At 73.0% G+C, this 17,951-nt stretch carries 17 protein-coding genes and 1 pseudogene; 14 read left to right on the forward strand and 4 right to left on the reverse strand.

All coding sequences use genetic code 11. The annotated features are described in order from the left end of the window. Positions 1 to 28 precede the first annotated feature (28 nt). The 4 genes and pseudogenes from ACZ3IJ_RS26210 (at position 29) to ACZ3IJ_RS26225 (ending at position 3,331) form a co-directional block, all read left to right on the forward strand. Complete coding sequence (locus ACZ3IJ_RS26210) at positions 29 to 481, forward strand: MarR family winged helix-turn-helix transcriptional regulator (protein WP_467472026.1); 453 nt, start codon at positions 29 to 31, stop codon at positions 479 to 481. Positions 482 to 494: 13 nt separating this feature from the next. Next, a pseudogene (locus ACZ3IJ_RS26215) lies at positions 495 to 1,251 on the forward strand ((Fe-S)-binding protein). Beyond that, positions 1,248 to 2,681: a LutB/LldF family L-lactate oxidation iron-sulfur protein gene (locus tag ACZ3IJ_RS26220; RefSeq protein WP_467472028.1), complete on the forward strand. Its 1,434-nt coding sequence runs from the start codon at positions 1,248 to 1,250 to the stop codon at positions 2,679 to 2,681. The pseudogene ACZ3IJ_RS26215 and the gene ACZ3IJ_RS26220 overlap by 4 nt, the downstream one beginning before the upstream one ends. After that, positions 2,678 to 3,331, forward strand: a complete 654-nt coding sequence (locus ACZ3IJ_RS26225) for a LutC/YkgG family protein (protein WP_467472031.1) — start codon at positions 2,678 to 2,680, stop codon at positions 3,329 to 3,331. Before ACZ3IJ_RS26220 ends, ACZ3IJ_RS26225 begins: the two co-directional genes overlap by 4 nt. Positions 3,332 to 3,367: 36 nt before the next feature. Here ACZ3IJ_RS26225 and ACZ3IJ_RS26230 read toward each other — a convergent pair whose 3' ends face one another. Next, positions 3,368 to 3,685: a hypothetical protein gene (locus ACZ3IJ_RS26230; protein ID WP_467472034.1), complete on the reverse strand. Its 318-nt coding sequence runs from the start codon at positions 3,683 to 3,685 to the stop codon at positions 3,368 to 3,370. A gap of 354 nt (positions 3,686 to 4,039) precedes the next feature. On the opposite strand from ACZ3IJ_RS26230, the gene ACZ3IJ_RS26235 reads away from it, so the two are divergent. The 6 genes from ACZ3IJ_RS26235 to ACZ3IJ_RS26260 all read left to right on the forward strand — a co-directional run bounded on the left by ACZ3IJ_RS26235 (position 4,040) and on the right by ACZ3IJ_RS26260 (position 11,068). Next, entirely contained in the window at positions 4,040 to 4,807 is a 768-nt protein-coding gene (locus tag ACZ3IJ_RS26235) for a GntR family transcriptional regulator (RefSeq protein WP_467472035.1), read from the forward strand. A gap of 46 nt (positions 4,808 to 4,853) precedes the next feature. Then, complete coding sequence (locus ACZ3IJ_RS26240) at positions 4,854 to 5,081, forward strand: 4Fe-4S dicluster domain-containing protein (RefSeq protein WP_125741086.1); 228 nt, start codon at positions 4,854 to 4,856, stop codon at positions 5,079 to 5,081. 14 nt (positions 5,082 to 5,095) lie between these two features. Next, positions 5,096 to 6,469, forward strand: coding sequence for an ABC transporter substrate-binding protein (locus ACZ3IJ_RS26245; RefSeq protein ID WP_467472037.1), 1,374 nt, complete (start codon positions 5,096 to 5,098; stop codon positions 6,467 to 6,469). Beyond that, positions 6,466 to 7,371, forward strand: coding sequence for an ABC transporter permease (locus ACZ3IJ_RS26250; protein ID WP_467472040.1), 906 nt, complete (start codon positions 6,466 to 6,468; stop codon positions 7,369 to 7,371). Before ACZ3IJ_RS26245 ends, ACZ3IJ_RS26250 begins: the two co-directional genes overlap by 4 nt. After that, positions 7,368 to 8,123 (forward strand): ABC transporter ATP-binding protein, encoded by a 756-nt coding sequence (locus tag ACZ3IJ_RS26255; RefSeq protein WP_467472041.1) that lies wholly within the window; start codon positions 7,368 to 7,370, stop codon positions 8,121 to 8,123. The genes ACZ3IJ_RS26250 and ACZ3IJ_RS26255 overlap by 4 nt, the downstream gene beginning before the upstream one ends. Before the next feature lie 149 nt (positions 8,124 to 8,272). Next, positions 8,273 to 11,068: a fumarate reductase/succinate dehydrogenase flavoprotein subunit gene (locus tag ACZ3IJ_RS26260; protein WP_467472043.1), complete on the forward strand. Its 2,796-nt coding sequence runs from the start codon at positions 8,273 to 8,275 to the stop codon at positions 11,066 to 11,068. Here the strand turns inward: ACZ3IJ_RS26260 and ACZ3IJ_RS26265 are convergent. The 3 genes from ACZ3IJ_RS26265 to ACZ3IJ_RS26275 are packed head-to-tail and all read right to left on the reverse strand — an operon-like array spanning position 11,065 to position 13,780. Continuing rightward, complete coding sequence (locus ACZ3IJ_RS26265; RefSeq protein ID WP_467472045.1) at positions 11,065 to 11,838, reverse strand: class E sortase; 774 nt, start codon at positions 11,836 to 11,838, stop codon at positions 11,065 to 11,067. The two genes, ACZ3IJ_RS26260 and ACZ3IJ_RS26265, sit on opposite strands and share 4 nt — an antisense overlap. A 50-nt stretch (positions 11,839 to 11,888) precedes the next feature. Continuing rightward, a complete protein-coding gene (locus tag ACZ3IJ_RS26270) occupies positions 11,889 to 12,602 on the reverse strand; it encodes a hypothetical protein (RefSeq protein WP_467472046.1) in 714 nt (237 codons plus the stop codon). Next, positions 12,599 to 13,780, reverse strand: a complete 1,182-nt coding sequence (locus tag ACZ3IJ_RS26275; protein ID WP_467472048.1) for an ABC transporter substrate-binding protein — start codon at positions 13,778 to 13,780, stop codon at positions 12,599 to 12,601. The genes ACZ3IJ_RS26270 and ACZ3IJ_RS26275 overlap by 4 nt, the downstream gene beginning before the upstream one ends. A 246-nt stretch (positions 13,781 to 14,026) precedes the next feature. On the opposite strand from ACZ3IJ_RS26275, the gene ACZ3IJ_RS26280 reads away from it, so the two are divergent. From ACZ3IJ_RS26280 to ACZ3IJ_RS26295, 4 genes are all read left to right on the forward strand, one after another. Next, on the forward strand, positions 14,027 to 15,070 hold the full coding sequence (locus ACZ3IJ_RS26280) for an iron-containing redox enzyme family protein (protein ID WP_467472050.1): 1,044 nt from the start codon (positions 14,027 to 14,029) through the stop codon (positions 15,068 to 15,070). A 56-nt stretch (positions 15,071 to 15,126) separates the two neighbouring features. Next, the gene (locus ACZ3IJ_RS26285; protein WP_467472052.1) at positions 15,127 to 15,813 is read left to right on the forward strand and encodes a 2OG-Fe dioxygenase family protein; all 687 of its coding nucleotides are present in this window, start codon (positions 15,127 to 15,129) and stop codon (positions 15,811 to 15,813) included. A 75-nt stretch (positions 15,814 to 15,888) separates the two neighbouring features. Continuing rightward, positions 15,889 to 16,809 carry a diaminopimelate epimerase gene (gene dapF / locus ACZ3IJ_RS26290; protein ID WP_467472054.1) on the forward strand — a complete coding sequence of 307 codons (921 nt, stop codon included), beginning with the start codon at positions 15,889 to 15,891 and terminating at the stop codon, positions 16,807 to 16,809. After that, a complete protein-coding gene (locus ACZ3IJ_RS26295; protein ID WP_467472056.1) occupies positions 16,806 to 17,924 on the forward strand; it encodes a pyridoxal phosphate-dependent aminotransferase in 1,119 nt (372 codons plus the stop codon). The genes dapF and ACZ3IJ_RS26295 overlap by 4 nt, the downstream gene beginning before the upstream one ends. The last annotated feature ends 27 nt before the right edge of the window (positions 17,925 to 17,951 follow it).

The following is a 17,951-nucleotide window of genomic DNA, read 5'->3' on the forward strand; positions in this document are numbered from 1 at the left end:
ACCGTCGGGGATGGCGCATCCTGGAGGCATGAACCTGTCGATGGACTCCGACGAACCGTGGATGCGTTCGCTCCACTCCGACACCGGCTACCTGCTCTACCGGCTGGGGCTGCGTTCGGGGCAGCTCTTCAACGCGGCACTCCAGGAGTCCGGGGTGCGGTTGCGCCACTACGCGGTACTGCGCTATCTCGCCACCGTGGAGGGCGCCCTGCAACGGGAGTTGAGCACGAGCCTCGGCTACGACCCGAGCGCCATCGTCAGCCTCGTCGACGACCTGGAGCGACTGGGCTTCGTGGAGCGCCGTCCCGCCCCCGGCGACCGGCGCAGCCGTATCGTCGTCCTGACGGACGACGGCGGGAGGTTCCTCCGGGAGACCGACCGGACCAGCCGCGGCGTCACCGACGAGCTGACCGCCCCGCTCACCGACGACGAACGCACGGCGCTGCACGCCCTGCTGCTGCGCGTCGCGGGCGAGGCCTGACGAAGGAGCCGCGATGCGTGTCGCTCTCTTCCTGACCTGCGTCAACGACACGCTCTATCCGGACACGGGCCGCGCCGTCGTGCGACTGCTGACCCGGCTGGGCGTCGACGTCGACTTCCCGAAGGGTCAGACCTGTTGCGGCCAGCCGCAGTACAACACCGGCTACCGGCGGCAGGCCGAGCCGCTCGCCCGGCGCTTCGCCGAGGTCTTCGGCGGGTACGACGCGGTCGTCACCCCCTCCGGGTCGTGCGGCGCCATGGTCCGCGAGCTCTATCCGCGCATGGGCGAGCGGGCCCGTGCGGAGGGCCGCGGGGACGGGCTCGCCCTCGCCGTGGCGCCGGTCGTGCCGAAGACGTACGAGCTGACCGAGTTCCTGGTCGACGTCCTCGGCGTGACGGACGTCGGCGCCCTCCTACCCCCACAAGGTCACCTACCACCCCACCTGTCACGGTCTGCGCGGCCTCGGCTTGGCCGATCGGCCGTACCGACTGCTCTCGGCGGTCAAGGGCCTCGAGCTGGTGGAGCTGCCGGGCGAGGAGGAGTGCTGCGGCTTCGGCGGCACCTTCGCCGTGAAGAACCCGGACGTCTCGGCGGCGATGGGCGCCGACAAGGTCCGCAACGCCGTCTCGACCGGGGCCGACGTCCTGTGCGCGGCGGACAACTCGTGTCTGATGCACCTCGGCGGCATGATGAGCCGGCTCCGGGTCGGCGTCAGGCCCGTTCACATCGCCGAGATCCTGGCGAGCACGGAAGAGGAGCCGACGGCGTGAGCGGTACGTTCCTGGGCATGCCGGCCTTCCCGGAGGCCGCGCGCGAGGCGGTGCGGGACACCACCCTGCGGGCGAACCTGCGGCACGCCACCCACACGATCCGTGACAAGCGGGCCAAGGCCGTCGCCGAGCTGGACGACTGGGCCGAGCTGCGCGAGGCAGGCAAGCGGATCAAGGACCACACGCTCCGCCATCTCGACCACTACCTGCTCCAGTTGGAGGAGTCGGTGGTACGGGCCGACGGCACGGTCCACTGGGCGGCGGACGCGGCCGAGGCGAACCGGATCGTGACCGGCCTGGTGCGGGCCACCGGCGAGAGCGAGGTCGTCAAGGTCAAGTCGATGGCCACGCAGGAGATCGGGCTCAACGAGGCGCTGGAGGCCGAGGGCATCGCCGCGTACGAGACCGACCTCGCCGAACTGATCGTGCAGCTCGGCCACGACCGGCCCTCGCACATCCTCGTACCCGCCATCCACCGCAACCGGGGCGAGATCCGTGACATCTTCCGCTCCGAGATGGGCCGTTGGGGCCGTCCGGCGCCGGAGAACCTGACCGACAGCCCCGCCGAGCTGGCCGAGGCCGCCCGGCTCCACCTCCGCGAGAAGTTCCTGCGCGCCAAGGTCGGGATCTCGGGCGCGAACTTCATGGTCGCCGAGTCCGGCACGCTGGTCGTCGTCGAGTCCGAGGGCAACGGGCGGATGTGCCTGACCCTGCCCGAGACCCTGATCTCCGTCGTCGGCATCGAGAAGGTCGTGCCCACCTGGCGGGACCTTGAGGTCTTCCTCCAGACCCTCCCGCGCTCCTCGACCGCCGAGCGCATGAATCCGTACACCTCCATGTGGACCGGCACGACGGACGGTGACGGGCCGCGGACCTTCCACCTCGTCCTGCTCGACAACGGCCGCACCGACACCCTCGCGGACGAGGTCGGCCGCCAGGCACTGCGCTGCATCCGCTGCTCGGCCTGTCTGAACGTCTGCCCGGTCTACGAGAGGGCCGGCGGCCATGCCTACGGCTCCGTCTACCCGGGGCCGATCGGGGCCATCCTGAGCCCCCAGCTGCGGGGCACCGCGAGCGAGATCGACGCCTCGCTGCCGTACGCCTCCACGCTCTGCGGAGCCTGTTACGACGTGTGCCCGGTCGCCATCGACATCCCCGAAGTCCTCGTCCACCTCCGTGAGAAGGTCGCCGAGGGCGAGGGCCACCGTCTGGAGAAGGCCGCCATGGGAGCGGCAGCATGGGCATTCGGCCGGCCCGGCGTCTACGCGGCCGGTCAGCGCCTCGCCTCCCTCACCCGGAGGATCCATCCCTCGCGCCTGCCCGGTCCCGGTCGGGCGTGGACGGACAGCCGTGACCTGCCCGAGGTCCCCGCTGATGGCTTCCGCGGCTGGTGGAAGCGTGAGCACGAGCACAAGGAGGGCTCCGAGTGAGCGGCAGGGAACTGGTCCTGCGCCGGATCCGCGAGGCACTGACCGACGTGCCCGCGGCCGACACGCCCTACGACCGGGCCGTCGAGCGGAACTACGCGCGGGAGCACGGGGATCGGGACACGGAGGAGACCGTCGCCCTGCTGGCAGAGAACCTGGCGGACTACCGGGCCGTCGTCCACCGCTGCCGCCCCGAGGCGCTCCCGGAGCTGGTCGGACGCCTGCTGGCCGAGCGCGGCGCGCGCCGGGTGCTGGCGCCCGTGGGGCTCCCCCGCGCGCTCCTGGGCCGTACGGACGCGGCGGTCGTGGACGACCGGCCCGAACTCACTTCGTACGACCTCGACGAGGCCGACAGCGTCGTGACGGGCTGCGCCGTCGCCGTCGCGGAGACCGGCACGATCGTCCTCGACGCCGGACCCGACCAGGGCGGCCGCCGCATCACCCTCGTGCCCGACCACCACATCTGTCTCGTGCGCATCCCCGGGCAGGTCGTCGCCTCCGTACCGCAGGCACTCGGCCGCCTCGACCCGGCACGCCCCCTGACCTGGATCTCGGGCCCGTCGGCGACGAGCGACATCGAACTCGACCGCGTCGAGGGGGTCCACGGGCCGAGACGACTGGACGTGATCCTCGTCGAGGACTTCCCGGCCTGACCGCCCCCGGGCACGCTCCGTAGGGCGCGGGCTCGGTCAGCCCTCGGCCACCGCGCCGTACGCGAGGGGTTCACGCGGGCCCGTCGTGCGGTCGGGCCGTTCTCGGACCGCCGTGCCGTCGACCAGGGTCAGCGGGACGGAGAGGCTGTCGCACATCCGCTTCGCGCGCGCGACCGCGCTCAGCGTCGCGGCGGTCGGGGGGCCGGCGGGCAGTTCCAGGACGACCCCCGCCGGACGGTGGGAGTCGACGAGGGCCTGGAGCAGCAGGGCCGCCGCCGCCCGGTTCGTGACGTCGAGGTCCTCATGCAGCGTGACGTACAGCGTTCCTGCGTCGATGTGGTGGCTGAGCAGCATCGCGACCTCCAGACGGAACCTCGGGTACGCCCCGGCCGCCGCGCGGGCGGGACGATGGGCAAAAGGGCAGGTTCCCGGCATCCGGCCCGGGAAAACCCTGGTCAGGCGCTGTTCCCGCGTGTGGCCGCGTCATCGTGACCGACGAGCCCCCCGAGCGGCCCCCGGCCGCGAGGCGCGCAACGACGGTGAGCCGCCCGCATGCTGGGCACATGGTGTCCACCTGGTGGGCCGCCCGGTGGCGGATCTGCTCACCCCGCCGAGGAAACCGCAGGTCACAGCGGTTCATTCGGAGCGTCAGGTGGCGCAATGTGGCCGCAACACCATCCGCGCGACTCCCCCGGTACGTTCCCGGACATGCCAGCCGAACCCGCCCCCGCCTCCCTCCCGGTCGCCGCCGCGCGCCGCCGGCGACTCCGCGCGGACCGGGCCCGGGAACTCGCCGACCTGCTGCGCCACCAGATCCTGGCGGGCGTCTTCCCGGGCGGTGTCCTCCCCTTGGAGGACACCATCGCCACCGACTACCGCGTCAGCCGCAACACCGTCCGCCAGGCCCTGGACCTGCTGCGCGGCGAACAACTCGTCGAACGGCAGCCGGGGGTCGGCACGGTCGTGGTGTGCGAGAAGTACCCGCACGGCCTGGACCGGCTCCAGGGCCTGGCGGAGACCCTGCACGAGCACGGTCGGGTCACCAACGAGGTACGCACCGTCGGACCGGTCGCCGCCTCCGGCCCGGTGGCGCACCGGCTCGGCCTGCCCGAGCACACGGACGTCCTCTGCATCGAGCGGCTGCGGAGGCTGAACGGGCTGCCGCTCTCGCTCGACCTGTCGTACCTGCCGATGGACATCGGCGGTGAACTCCTCGGCTGCGACCTGGAGAACACCGACGTGTTCCGGCTCCTCGAATCGCTGACCGGCGGTCCGCTGGGCCATGCCGAGATCACCCTTGAGGCCGTCAACGCCGACGCCCACTCCGCCGCCGTGCTCCAGGCCCCCCGCGGGGCCGCCGTCCTGATGCTGGAGCGGCTGACGTGTCTGCCCGGCGGACGCCCCGTGGACCTGGAGTTCATCCGGTTCCGCGGCGACCGCATCACCATGAGCGGCGTCCTGCACCGCTCCCTCTGAACACCCTCACCGCCGAAGCTCTTTCACCACCTTCCGGGAGACAGCCATGCCTCTGGTGCCGCAACGCGCCGACGTGCCCGTGACCATCGACGAGTCCAAGTGCATCGACGGCTGCACCCTCTGCGTCGACATGTGTCCGCTCGACTCGCTCGCGATCCGCGAGGACAACGGCAAGGCGTACATGCACGTGGACGAGTGCTGGTACTGCGGCCCCTGCGCGGCCCGGTGTCCCACCGGCGCGGTCACCGTCAACATGCCCTATCTGCTCCGGTGAAAGGCCCGACTCCCATGCCCGGCACAGCGACTTCCCCGACCCGGTCACCCGTCCGGCTCGTCCCCCTCTCCCTCGCACTGCTCCTCGTCTCCGCCTGTGGCGGCGCGGCGGGCGCCGACGACACGGCCGGCGCGCGCACCGTCACGGTGACCGTCGGCTACCAGTCGAAGACCATCAACACCGTCACCGCGGGCACCTTGCTGCGCTCGCTCGGCTACTTCGAGGAGGAGCTCGCGGCGCGCGGGAAGAAGGACGGCGTCACCTACAAGGTCGCATGGCAGGACTACGCGACCGGCGCCCCGATCACCGCGCAGATGACCGCGGGAAAGATCGACATCGGCTCGATGGGCGACTTCCCGCTGCTCATCAACGCGGCCCGGGGCAAGCAGCTGCGGCAGCCCACCCGGCTGGTCGCGGTCACCGGTTACAACCTCCGGGGCGGCCTCAACACCGTGGTCGCGGGGCCCGGTTCGTCTCTGCGGTCGCTCGCCGACCTGCGGGGCAAGAAGGTGTCGACGAGCGTCGGCTCGGCCGCCGACGGGACGCTCGTACGGGCTCTGCAGCGCGCGGGCCTCGACCCCGACAAGGACATACGGAAGCTGAACCAGCAGCCCAGCGTCGGCGCGTCCGCGCTGGCCGCCGGAAGCGCCGACGCCCTGTCGCAGTTCGTGGCCTGGCCCGGGCTGCTGGCGTACCAGGGCCGTGCCAAGGCGGTGTACGACGGCGCCGAGCTCAACCTGCCGACCTTCCACGGCGTCACCGTCCGGGAGAAGTTCGCCGGAGAACGGCCCGGCGTCCTCGACGACTTCCTGAAGGCCCAGCGACGGGCCACCGACCATCTGCGGGAACAGCCGGTCGCCGCGGCCGAGTCGGTCGCCGCGGAGACCGGGCTGCCCGCCGAGGTCGTCTACCTCTACAACGGCGCGAACGGCATCGCCACCTTCGACCCGGAGCTCCGCCCGGAGTTGATCGACGCCCTGAAGAAGGACGTGCCGGTGCTGAAGGCCGCCAAGCTGGTGGGCGACGTCGACGTCGACGCCTTCGTCGACCGGGCCCCGCTGGAGCGGGCCGCGCAGGCTCCTTCGTACCCGAAGGCGGCCGGCGCGAAGGCCGAGCTGTGGCTGAAGGGGCAGAACACCACCCGTACGTTCGACAGCCCGAAGGCCCTGCTGAAGGCGGTCGGAGCGGCGAAGGCGGCGGACGTGCGGGCCGCGTACGTCCCGGACGCGGTGACCGGCACCCTGTGGTTCGCCGACAAGGCGGTGTGGGTCGCCGACGGAGCCGACCTACGGGCCTTCGTCACCCCGTCCGGCGCGCAGGCGTACGTCGACGCGCACCCGGGATCGCGGGTCGTCGATCACGCGACCGCCGTCGGTCTGGCGTCATGAGCGCGGGACGGTGGCTGCTGCGGGCGGTCTCGCTCGCCGCAGCACTCGGGCTGTGGCAGCTGCTGACCTCCCTGGACGTCAACCTGTGGCTGCGGTTCGAGCAGTTCCCCACGGTCGGCGAGGTGGCCTCGGCCGCGGCCGACCGGGTCGGCACGGACGTGTACCGGCAGGACCTCGGGCACAGCCTGCGCCGCATCATGGTGGGGTTCCTGCTGGCCTCGGTGGCGGGCGTGGCGGTCGGCACGTTCGTCGCCCGCTCCCGGTGGGCCGCCGACCTGCTGGGCCCGGTCCTGGAGGTGGCGCGACCGGTACCGGCCATCGCCCTGGTGCCGGTCGCGATCCTGCTGCTGCCCAGCAACGAGCAGGGCATCGTGTTCATCACCTTCACCGCGGGCTTCTTCCCGGTCCTCGTCTCGACCCGGCACGCGGTGCGCGCCCTCACCCCGGTGTGGGAGGAGGCCGTGCTCACCATGGGCGGCGGCCGGGCGCGCGTGCTGTTCTCGGTGGTGCTGCCCGGGGCGCTGCCCGGGATCTTCGGCGGCCTGTCGGTGGGCATCGGCGTCGCGTGGATCTGCGTGATCTCCGCGGAGATGATCTCCGGCGAGTACGGGGTCGGTTACCGCACCTGGCAGGACTACACGGTCGTGGACTATCCGGGCGTCTTCGTCGGCATGGCCACCATCGGCGCGCTGGGCTGGCTCACCTCCACGGCCGTGGAGCTGCTCGGCCGCCGCGTCACCTCCTGGCTGCCACGGCCGGCCGCGCGCCCGGCGTCCGGTGCGGCACGCATGGTGCCCCGCCGCCGTCCCGCCTTCCGGACGGCCGTCGCCTCCGCGCCCGAACCCGCGTCCGCATCGGATGCCGCACCCGCAGCCGTCGTCGAGAAGGAGTCGGTCTCATGAGCAGCGCGCCCCCGGGCGTCGCGCCCGCGCAAGCCGGTGCGGAGCTCGCCCTGCACGACGTACGGCTCGGTCACGCCGACGGTACGACGGTGTTCGCCGCCGCCGAACTGCGCGTCGCGCCCGGCGAACTGCTGGCCGTGGTCGGCCCGTCCGGCTGCGGCAAGTCGACCTTGCTGCGCACCCTCGCGGGTCTGCTCGCCCCGCTGGCGGGACGGGTGACCCACGACGGCGAACCGGTCGAGGGACCGGCGGCCGATCGCGCGCTGGTCTTCCAGGACGACGCGCTGCTGCCCTGGCGTACCGTCCGCGCGAATGTGGAACTGCCCCTGGCGATCCGCCGGGTGCCGCGGGACGAGCGGCGGCGGTCCGCCGCCGACTGGCTGGAGCGGGTCGGCCTCGCCGACCACGCCGGCAAGCTTCCGCATCAGCTGTCCGGAGGCCAGCGGCAGCGGGTGCAGCTGGCCCGCGCACTGGTCGGCAGGCCCCGCGCGGTCCTGATGGACGAGCCGTTCGGCGCGCTCGACGCCCACACCCGGGCGGGGATGCAGGACCTCCTCGTGGAGATCCTGCGGGGCACGGGCGCCACGGTCGTCTTCGTCACGCACGACGTCGACGAGGCCCTCCACCTCGGCGACCGGGTCGCCCTCCTGCCCTCCGGCCAGGTGCTCGACGTGCCGGAACCGCGCCGGCGGGACGCGCGTCAGTCGCCCGAAACGGCCGAGCTGCGGCGCCGCGTCCTCGCCTCCCTCTGACCCCGGTATCTCCCTGGTCCGGGATCCCTCCGGCCCGGCATTCCTCCGGCCGGCATCCCTCCGGCCCGGCATCCCTCCGGCCCGGCATCCCTCGCTTCCTCTGATCCCGGTACCCCCGACCCCGCCCGAAGGCTCCCGAAAGGCTTCCCGTGGACACCCCTCTGGCCATCCCCGACCTTGCCGACGCGACCGAGCTGTCCTGCGACGTCCTCGTCATCGGCGGCGGAACCGCCGGCACCATGGCCGCGCTGACGGCCGCCGGGCGCGGCGCGAACGTGCTGCTCCTGGAGAAGGCTCACGTCCGGCACTCCGGCGCGCTCGCCATGGGCATGGACGGGGTCAACAACGCCGTCGTCCCCGGCCGGGCCGAGCCCGACGACTACGTCGCCGAGATCACCCGTGCCAACGACGGCATCGTCGACCAGTCCACCGTCCGGCAGACCGCGACCCGCGGCTTCGCGATGGTCCAGCGCCTGGAGTCGTACGGGGTGAAGTTCGAGAAGGACGAGCACGGTGAGTACGCGGTCAGGCAGGTGCACCGTTCCGGCTCGTACGTGCTGCCGATGCCGGAGGGCAAGGACGTCAAGAAGGTCCTCTACCGGCAGTTGCGGCGGCGCGAGATGCGGGAGCGGATCCGGATCGAGAACCGGGTGATGCCGGTGCGGGTGCTCACGCACCCGGAGGACGGGCGGGCCATCGGCGCGGCCGGGTTCAACACCCGCACCGGCGAGTTCGTCACCGTACGGGCCGGGGCCGTGATCCTGGCCACAGGTGCCTGCGGGCGGCTCGGACTGCCCGCGTCCGGCTATCTGTACGGGACGTACGAGAACCCCACCAACGCCGGCGACGGCTACGCCATGGCGTACCACGCGGGGGCGGCCCTGACCGGCATCGAGTGCTTCCAGGTCAACCCGCTGATCAAGGACTACAACGGGCCCGCCTGCGCGTACGTGGCGAATCCGTTCGGCGGGTACCAGGTGAACCGGCACGGCGAGCGGTTCGTCGAGTCGGACTACTGGTCGGGGCAGATGATGGCCGAGTTCGCGGCCGAACTCGCCTCGGACCGGGCCCCGGTGTACCTGAAACTCAGCCATCTGCCCGAGGAGACCATCAGCGCCGTCGAATCGATCCTGCACACCACCGAGCGCCCCACCCGCGGCACGTTCCACGAGGGGCGCGGGCACGACTACCGCACGCACGACATCGAGATGCACATCTCGGAGATCGGGCTCTGCGGCGGGCACTCCGCCTCGGGCGTACGGGTGGACGCGCAGGCCCGCACGACCGTGCCCCGGCTGTACGCGGCAGGCGACCTGGCCTGCGTACCGCACAACTACATGATCGGGGCCTTCGTCTTCGGGGACCTGGCCGGTGAGGACGCGGCCCAGTACCGTTCGTACGAGGGCGAGTTGCCGCAGGACCAGCTCACCGCCGCCCATGAACTCGTCTACCGCCCGCTGCGCCACCCGGACGGACCGCCGCAGCCGCAGGTGGAGTACAAGCTGCGGCGGTTCGTGAACGACTACGTGGCGCCGCCGAAGACCGGCGCGAAACTGTCCCTCGCGGTGGAGGCCTTCGACCGGATGTCGGCGGAGATCGAGGGCCTGGGCGCCCGTACCGCACACGAGTTGATGCGGTGCGCCGAGGTGTCGTTCATCCGTGACTGCGCGGAGATGGCGGCGCGGGCGTCGCTGGCCAGGACCGAGTCCCGCTGGGGTCTGTACCACGAGCGGCTCGACCACCCGGAGCGTGACGACTCGGGCTGGCTGCACCACGTCGATCTGCGCAAGTCGCCTTCCGGGGCGATGGAGTTCACGGCCCGTCCCATCGAGCCGTACGTGGTTCCCGTCCCGGAGTTCGCGCCGGAGGCCGGGCCCGAGCGATGGCTCGGCGAGGTGACGCTGGTGCCGACGGCCACGGCGGGCAGGCGGGACGCGGCTCCGGCGGCGGCCGGGAGGACGGCCCGGTCGGTGGCGGCGGAACCGGATCCGGCGGCGGGAGGTGCCGCGGGCGGACCGAGTCCGGCCCTGCTGCGCCTGCTCACCCTCGCCGAGGATTCGCCCGATCTGGCCGCGCTCGGCCCCTACCTCACCGACGCCGATCCGGCCGTCCGGTCGGCCGCCGTCGCCGCCCTTGGGGAGACCGTGCCGGCCGGGGCGGGCCCCGCGCTCGCGGCACGGCTCCGCGACACCGCGCCCCAGGTCCGGCACGCCGCCGCGGCCGCCCTGCGCGAGCTGGTCGAAGTGCTGCCCGCGGAAGCCGAGTCGGGCGCGGCGTTGCGGGAGGCGCTGGGCGAGGCCGACCCGGTCGTCCGCTCGGCCGCGCTGGAGGTGCTGCGCGCGCAGCGCCTCGGCGACGCCGCCGTGTACGCCGGGGCGCTCACCGACACCGACATCGACGTACGCATCCACGCCGTCCGTGGTCTGGTCTCGGTGGACGCCGTGGCGGAGCTGGCGGTCGCCGCCGCCGACGCCGCCCGCGAGGTCCGGGTCGCCGTGGCCCGCGGCCTGGCGGCCGTCCGTACCCCCGCCCCCGAGCCGCTGCTCCCGCTGTTGGACGACCGGGACCCGCTGGTCAGGGGCGCCGCCTTCGCGGCGCTCGCCGTCACCGGCTGCCCGCCCGCGTACGCGGAGTCGGCCGCCGCCGCGCTCGCCGCCTCCGCCTGGCAGGTGCGGGCCGGAGCCGCGACGGCGCTCCGGGCCGCGGCCGCCGGGCAGGCGGTCCCCGCGCTCGCCAAGGCCGTGGCCGACCCGAACGCGGACGTCCGCAAGGCCGCGGTCCTCTCGCTGCACCCCCATCACGCCGCCCCGGAGGCCCGGGCTGCTCTCGCGACGGCCGTCACCGATCCCGACGCCGACGTCCGCGCCCACGCCTCCCGCGCCCTGTCCCGCCCCGCGACGCCCGCGACGCCCGCGACGCCCGCGGCGGCGGGGGCGACGTCCTAGGCGGGCCGCTCCGAGGTCAGGACGCCTATCTTGTCGATGCGGTGCTCGGGGTTGCCCTGGGCGTCACGCCAGAAGTTGCCCGCGGCGTCGTCCTCCGGCGTCGCGCAGGTGGAGAGGGTGATCATGGCGCGGGTGGGCTTCTCCCCCGGATCGCCCGGTACGGCGGCCCGCTGCTCGGCGAGCGAGCCGGCCGAGCGGAAGGACGTGGACCGCGTCTCGACGATCTCGTACGTGTACACGGTGCCCCGGGCGGTGACGTACACCTTGTCGCCGACGTCGACCGAGGGCAGCGCGCGCAGGGGGCCGCCGGCGGAGAGCCGGTGGGCGGTCACCAGGTAGTTGCCGACGTCCCCCGGTCCGACACCGCCCCGCTCGCCGTACGGGCTGGCGGCGACCCCACGGTCCTGGATCCGGGTGCCGGCCGCGTCGTCGGTCGTCCCTTCGTACGGCAGCACGTCCAGGTCCTCGACGCCGATGGCCGGTATGGACAGCTCGGCGGCGACGGGAGGCCGGGGCGACGGCTCCGATGGCGGCGGTGGCGCGGCCTCGGGGGCCGGGGGGACTGCGGGGGCGGCCGGGGCGCGGGCGTCGACGGAGGTGCCCGGGGCGCTGCGGACGTCGGCGGACGTGCCGCCCGCGCCGCCCACGAGCGCGGCGACGGCCGCGACGATCGCGGCGACCACGCCCACGGCGGCGACGGCCAGGGCGCGGTGCACACCCCGGCCCTTCGGCGGGCCCTTGCTCAGGGGCCCGCGGCGTTGGGCACCCATACCCCCAGGATCGCCCACGCGCGCCGCCCCGGCACCCCGGGCGCGGGCGGTCAGCCGACGCGGTCCCCCGCCGCCACGCGGTGGGTCTCCAGTCCGGGCGTCACGAGCAGCTCGCCGATCAACTCCTCGGAACCGCCGACATAGGTGGAGACCAGGTCGACGTCACCGCCGACGCACCAGGCGCGGTCCTGCGGCCACCACAGGTCGGGGAGTTCCGGGTACGGGTCGGCACGCTGCGGGGTCAGGACGTCGGCCAGCGGTCCCGAGAGCAGGATCTCGTCCCGCTCCGGAGTCGGGAAGGTGGGAGTCCCGGCCCACTCCCGCCGGCCGTACCCCTCCCACAGGCCGAACCAGCACCGCTCCGGCGTAGCGGTGTGCCGGGCGAGGACGGGCGCCAGGACCCGCGCGACCCCGAGGGGCGTGGGGCCTTCGGCGGGGTGCTCGTCCCAGACGCCGGGCAGGCCGTACTCCTGCGCGTTCTGGTAGAACCGGTCGGCTCCGATGACCTCGTACCAGTCGGTCAGCGCCGAGACGCGACGCCCGTGGGCGGCGGCGACGGTCTCCCAGCGCACCGGCCGGTCGTCGAGGCCCGCCGGGTGGAGGAGGCGCGCGTACGCCGCGAAGCCGGGCGCGGCGACTCCGGCGACGGTCCCGAAATCACCGTACCCGGGGTGCCTTTCGGCCAGCCAGCGCGCGGGCGTGAGGTCCGCCTTCTCGACGCGCAGGCTTCCGTACGGGGGCTCGGCCCCGCTCGTCCCGTTCATACGCTGCCTCCGTCGCCGTCCGGCACGGCCGCCTGGCTACGGGCGGTGTGGAGGATCCGGAAGCGACCGGGATCCTCCGGGTCCCGGTCGACGACCTGGATCGGCGCCCGGTCCCACTGCCACACCCCGACGCCCGGTGTGCGGGAGAAGCGGATCGTCCCGCGGGTGCCCTCGACCGCGACGCGCGGCCAGGTCTCGATCAGGCGCGCCCGGTCGGCTTCGCCTCCTCGTGTGCCGTGCGCGACGGCGGTCGCGCGGAGCATCGCGGCGAGGACGGTGAGTGTGTCGTAGCCCTCGAAGGCGACGAAGGAGGGCGCTTCGCCCAGTCGCTCGCGGAGGGCCGTTCCGACACGGGCGCCGAGGGGACCGAGACGCTCGGGCAGGTAGCGCAGGAACGGGATCGCGGCGCCGTCCCGGCCGAGCTGCCCCGTCCAGTCGGCGAACTCCGGCTGCCCGGCCGGGGCGCCGATCAGGAGGTCGGCGAGACGGGCGTCACGACGGACGGCCTTCACGATCGGCACGGCCGGCTCCGGGACGCCGGCCAGCAGGAGGAGGGCCGTCGCGCGGTGCTCGACGAGCCGGTCGCAGACCGCCGCGGGCGCGAGTGCGCGCGCGTCGAGTTCGACGACGCTGCCACCGCGGGGAGCGAGGTGGTCCCGCAGGACGCGTGCTCCGGATGCCCAGTAGACGCTCGGCTCGGCCGCCACGGCGACGCGGCTGTGGCCCGCGCCGAGGAGGAACTCCGCGTAGGTCCGCCAGCCGTGGGACTGCGGCGGTGCCAGGCGCGCGACCCGTTCCGTCGGCTGCTCGGTGAGGGCGTCCAGCACCGCCGACGAGCAGAGGAACGGAACGCCGAGGGCGTCCGCCCGCGCGGCGGCGGCGCGCGCGACGACGCTGTGGTACTCCCCGGCCACGGCGGCCACGCCCAGACGGGCCAGTTCGTCCACGGCCGCCTCGGCCCTCCGCGGATCGGCGGCGGTGTCGCGGACCACCAGCTCGATCGGGCGTCCGTCGATGCCGCCGGCGGCATCGACGTCCTGGACGGCCAGTTCGAGTCCGGCGAGCAGGTGCCGGCCGGCCTCGACCCAGCCGGGCCGGGAGAGCGGTACGAGGGCGCCGACCCGGACGGACGGCCCGCCGGTCCGCCCCGCTCCGGCTCGTGATGATGGCGTGTTCATGCGGTGACTTCTCCCGACGGAGGATCCGGTGGGCGTTGGGGCGCCGAGCGTAACCGAGCCGCTCACCGGCCGGTTCCGGTGCCCCGTCCGGTCGTACAGAGCGCGTACATATTCCGTCCAGCGGGCCCCTTGCAGAATGGCAACGCCCGCCGCCCACGCGGCCCAGCAAGAACGTATCGCCGCAAGTCTGGTACGGCAGGCCTTCGTCGGAAATCTGATTCGTCCAGTGAATCCAAGGGGAAACACATGCCTGAAGTCGGCGGCTCCAAGGGTCCGACCGTATCCGGTGACCCGTTCCTGTCCACCGTGGACAGGGTGTGCGCATGGCTCGGTTCCGCTCCTGAGAAGGTCGACGCTCTGTCGGGCAGCGAGCGCAGCCGCGTCCTGGGCGAGGTGGCCGACATCAACACCGCCGCTGCCGGGGGTGACATGGGCGCCCTGTACGCGCAGCAGTACCTGCTCGACCGGATCTACCAGCTGTACACGAAGATCCCGCAGCAGCAGAGCGCCGAGGGCTCCGTCGTCGTCTACGAGATAGTCCGCCTCCTGGAGACCGCCACGGCGGCCGCCCAGGACCGGCTGATCGAGCCGGGCCTCCTCGAGGACGCCCCCACGGAGCCGCGGGAGTACCTGACCTGGCTCAAGAACACCGCTCGCGGCCACCGGGTGTACAAGCACCCCTACTACCACGAGTTCATCCGCAACACGGCCACGCACGACGACCTGCGGAACTACGTGATGCAGGAGTCGGTCGTCGACGGTCGCTTCGACGACCTCCTCGCCATGATGCAGGTGGGCACCGCCGGCCCGGCCAAGTTGGAGATCGCGGCCAACTTCTGGGACGAGATGGGCAACGGCAAGCCCGAGGAGGTCCACACCCACCTCTTCAACAAGATCTACGAGGTCTTCGAGATCTCCGAGGACGAGCTCGCCCGCTCGCTCACCGCCACCTCGCTGCTCAACGGCAACCTCGCGGTCATGCTCTGCCGTCACCGCACGCTCTACCCCGAGGCCGTGGGCTTCCTCGGCATGACCGAGTGGATGGCTCCGGACCGCTTCGTCCAGGTCGTGCACGCCTGGGAGCGCCTGGGCCTGCCCGAGGTGGGGATCACCTACCACAAGCTGCACATCACGATCGACTCCCAGCACGCGCAGGGCTGGTTCCACAACGTGGTGCTGCCCGCCGCCGAGTCCGCGGACATGCGGCGTGCCATCGCGCGCGGCATCCTGTGGCGGCTCAACTCCTCTGCCGCCTACCTGGACGAGCGCATGCCCTCCGTCGCCGCCTGACGTCGGACGCCCGACGTCCGACTCCGACGACACCACCCTTTTCTGGAGGAGAGATCATGGCCCTTGGCAGCGAACGCTTCGTCATCATCGACCTGCCGGAGGTCTCGGCCGACATCCTGCCGAGCTACGACGACTGCCCGGTCGACGAGTACATGGGCAACGGCACCCGCTTCAAGCGGTTCTCGCAGTACCGCCTCAAGCCGCAGGGCGACGAGGAGTGGTCGTTCGAGCGCCTCGCGCACCGCGACTACACGACGTACAAGAAGTTCAACTCGGTCGGCGGCGGCATCCGCCGTGTCTACGAGCCGATCAAGGTGGACTTCACCCCGCTCATCGAGCACGGTGTCCGTGAGCTCGGTCTGGACCGGTCCGAGGACTGGCAGATCAACGTCCACCAGAACCGGACCCGCGCCGACGGCGAGAAGCCCGGCCCCCTCACGCCCGAGGGCGTGCACCACGACGGCCACGAGTTCGTGATGATCGCGATCCTCAACAAGGTCAACGTGGCCGGCGGCACCACCCGGCTGTGGAACCCCGGCGCCGACGAGCCCTTCTGGAGCGGCACGCTGGAGCCGGGTCAGGCCGTCCTCCTGGACGACCGGGCGCTGGCCCACGACGTCACCGACGTCCTCTCCGCCGACGGTGGCCCCGGCCACCGCGACATCGTGATCATCGCCTTCTCCCGGTGGGCGGAGAAGTGGTACGGCGAGGAGCACGACGCCGCCGCGCTCTCCGAGCAGTGATCCCGGGTGCCGCCCCGAGGTGAGGCACCACGCCTCGGGGCGGCGCCGCGCCCAGCAGCCAAGGGAGATCATCCCGTGATCGACTTCTACAAATACCAGGCAGCAGGCAACGACTACTTGGTGATCGACCCCCGCAGCACGGACTTCCCCCTGACCCGGGAGGCGATCCGGCTGGTCTGCGACCGGCACCGGGGCGTCGGGGCGGACGGAGTCCTGTACGGGCCGCTGGAGACGCCCCGCCCGGGTGTTCCGGTCCGGCTCGATCTGTACAACTCCGACGGGTCCGACTGCGGCCGAAGCGGCAACGGCCTGCGGATGTTCGCACTCCACCTCGCCGCGCAGGAGGCCGGTGACTGGGCCCACGGGCGCGAGTTCACCCTCCGTACGGCCGCCGGCGACTGCCCGGTGCGGGTCGTCGACGCCGCCGAGGGCCGGGTGGAGGTCGGAATGGGCCGCCCCAGCTTCGACGCCGCCGATCTGCCCCTGCTCCGGGAGGACGGCGCCCCGTACGGCGGCCGGGCGGTGCGCGTGCCGCTGGCCGTGGACGGCGAGGAGCTGACGGTCACCTCGGTGTACAACGGCAATCCGCACACCGTGGTCCTGGTGGACGCCCCGTCCGCGGACCTCGCCCGGCGGCTCGGCCCGAGGATCGCCCGGCACCCGCGGTTCCCGAACGCCACCAACGTGCAGTTCGCACGGATGGCGGACCGGTCCGTGATGGAGCTGGAGGTCTTCGAGCGCGGCGCCGGATACGTGACGGCGTCCGGCAGCAGTGCCTGCGCCGCGGTGTCGGCCGCCCGCGAACTGGGGCTCTGCGACAGCCGGGTGGAGGTCAGGATGCCCGGCGGCAGCGTGGAGATCACGGTCGCCGAGGACGGCGCGGTCACGATGACCGGCGACGCCGAGCAGGTCGCCGCCGGCTCCTTCGCTCCGGCCCTCCGCGCCCGGCTCGACCGGACCGTTCCGGCGGACGCGACCTCGGGGACCGTACGGTGACCCTCTCCTCGTACGCGCGGGAGTCGCGCGACTATCCGATCCAGAAGTGGGTCTTCGAGGACGCCGCCGGCCGCTTCGACATCGACCTCGGGGACAGCAACATGGTCCCCGGACGCCTCGACGCGCTCAACGTGCCGCCCGGGCTCGAACTGGACTACGGGCACGACCGGGGCCTCGACTCCCTGCGCACCGCGGTCGCCGGCCTCTACGGCGGCTCTGCCGGGTCGGTCCTCGTCACCGTGGGCGCGCAGCAGGCGCTCTACCTCGTGTACGCAGCGCTGCTGACGCCCGGGTCCCGGGTGATCGCCTTCCGACCGGGCTGGCAGCAGTCCTGGGACGTGCCGCCCGAGTTCGGCTGCACGGTGGAACTCGTCGGGTTCCGCCCGGATCTCAGCTTCGACATCGAGGCCGCCGAGGCGGCGGCCGGGCCGGACGTGAAACTGATCGTCGCCAACAGCCCCTGCAACCCCACCGGTCGGCGCATCGCGGACGAGGACCTGCGCGGTCTGCTCGCACTGGCGTCCCGCACGGGGGCGCATCTCCTGCTCGACGAGGAGTACGCGCTCGACCTGTCGCGCTCCGCGGCGGTCGGCGCCGACCGGGTGATCTCGGTGTCGAGCCTGTCCAAGGTGTACGGCTTCCCGGGGCTCCGGGTCGGCTGGCTCTACGGGCCTCCGGACGTCGTGGAGCTCTGTGCCCGGCGCAAGTTCCTGTCCACGATCTCCAACTCGGTGCTGTGCGAGACGCTGGCCGTCGACGTCCTGGCCCACCGCGAGGACCATCTGCGCGCCTACCGCGAGATCACCCGCGCGGGTCTCGGACTCGTACGGGACTTCGCCCGGCGCAACGCGGACGCGGTGACCCTCGTGGAACCCGAGGACACCCCGTTCGCCTGGCTCTGGCTCACCACCGGCGAGGAACCGCTGGCGATGTGCCGCAGAGCCCTGGACCTGGGCGTGCTGCTCATGCCCGGCGAGACGCTCGGGGCCAGCGACGGCTTCCGGATCTGCTTCGCGCGCTCCGCTGAGGACGTGGCCGAGGGGCTGGGCCGCGTGGAGCGGGTCCTGAGACCCGCGTCGCCGCTCCCGGGTCAGGCGCCGGCTCCGGCCGCCTGACCGGCCCGTCCGCCCCGCCCCGCCCCG

The sequence above is a fragment of the Streptomyces sp. NPDC013317 genome (assembly GCF_055563155.1).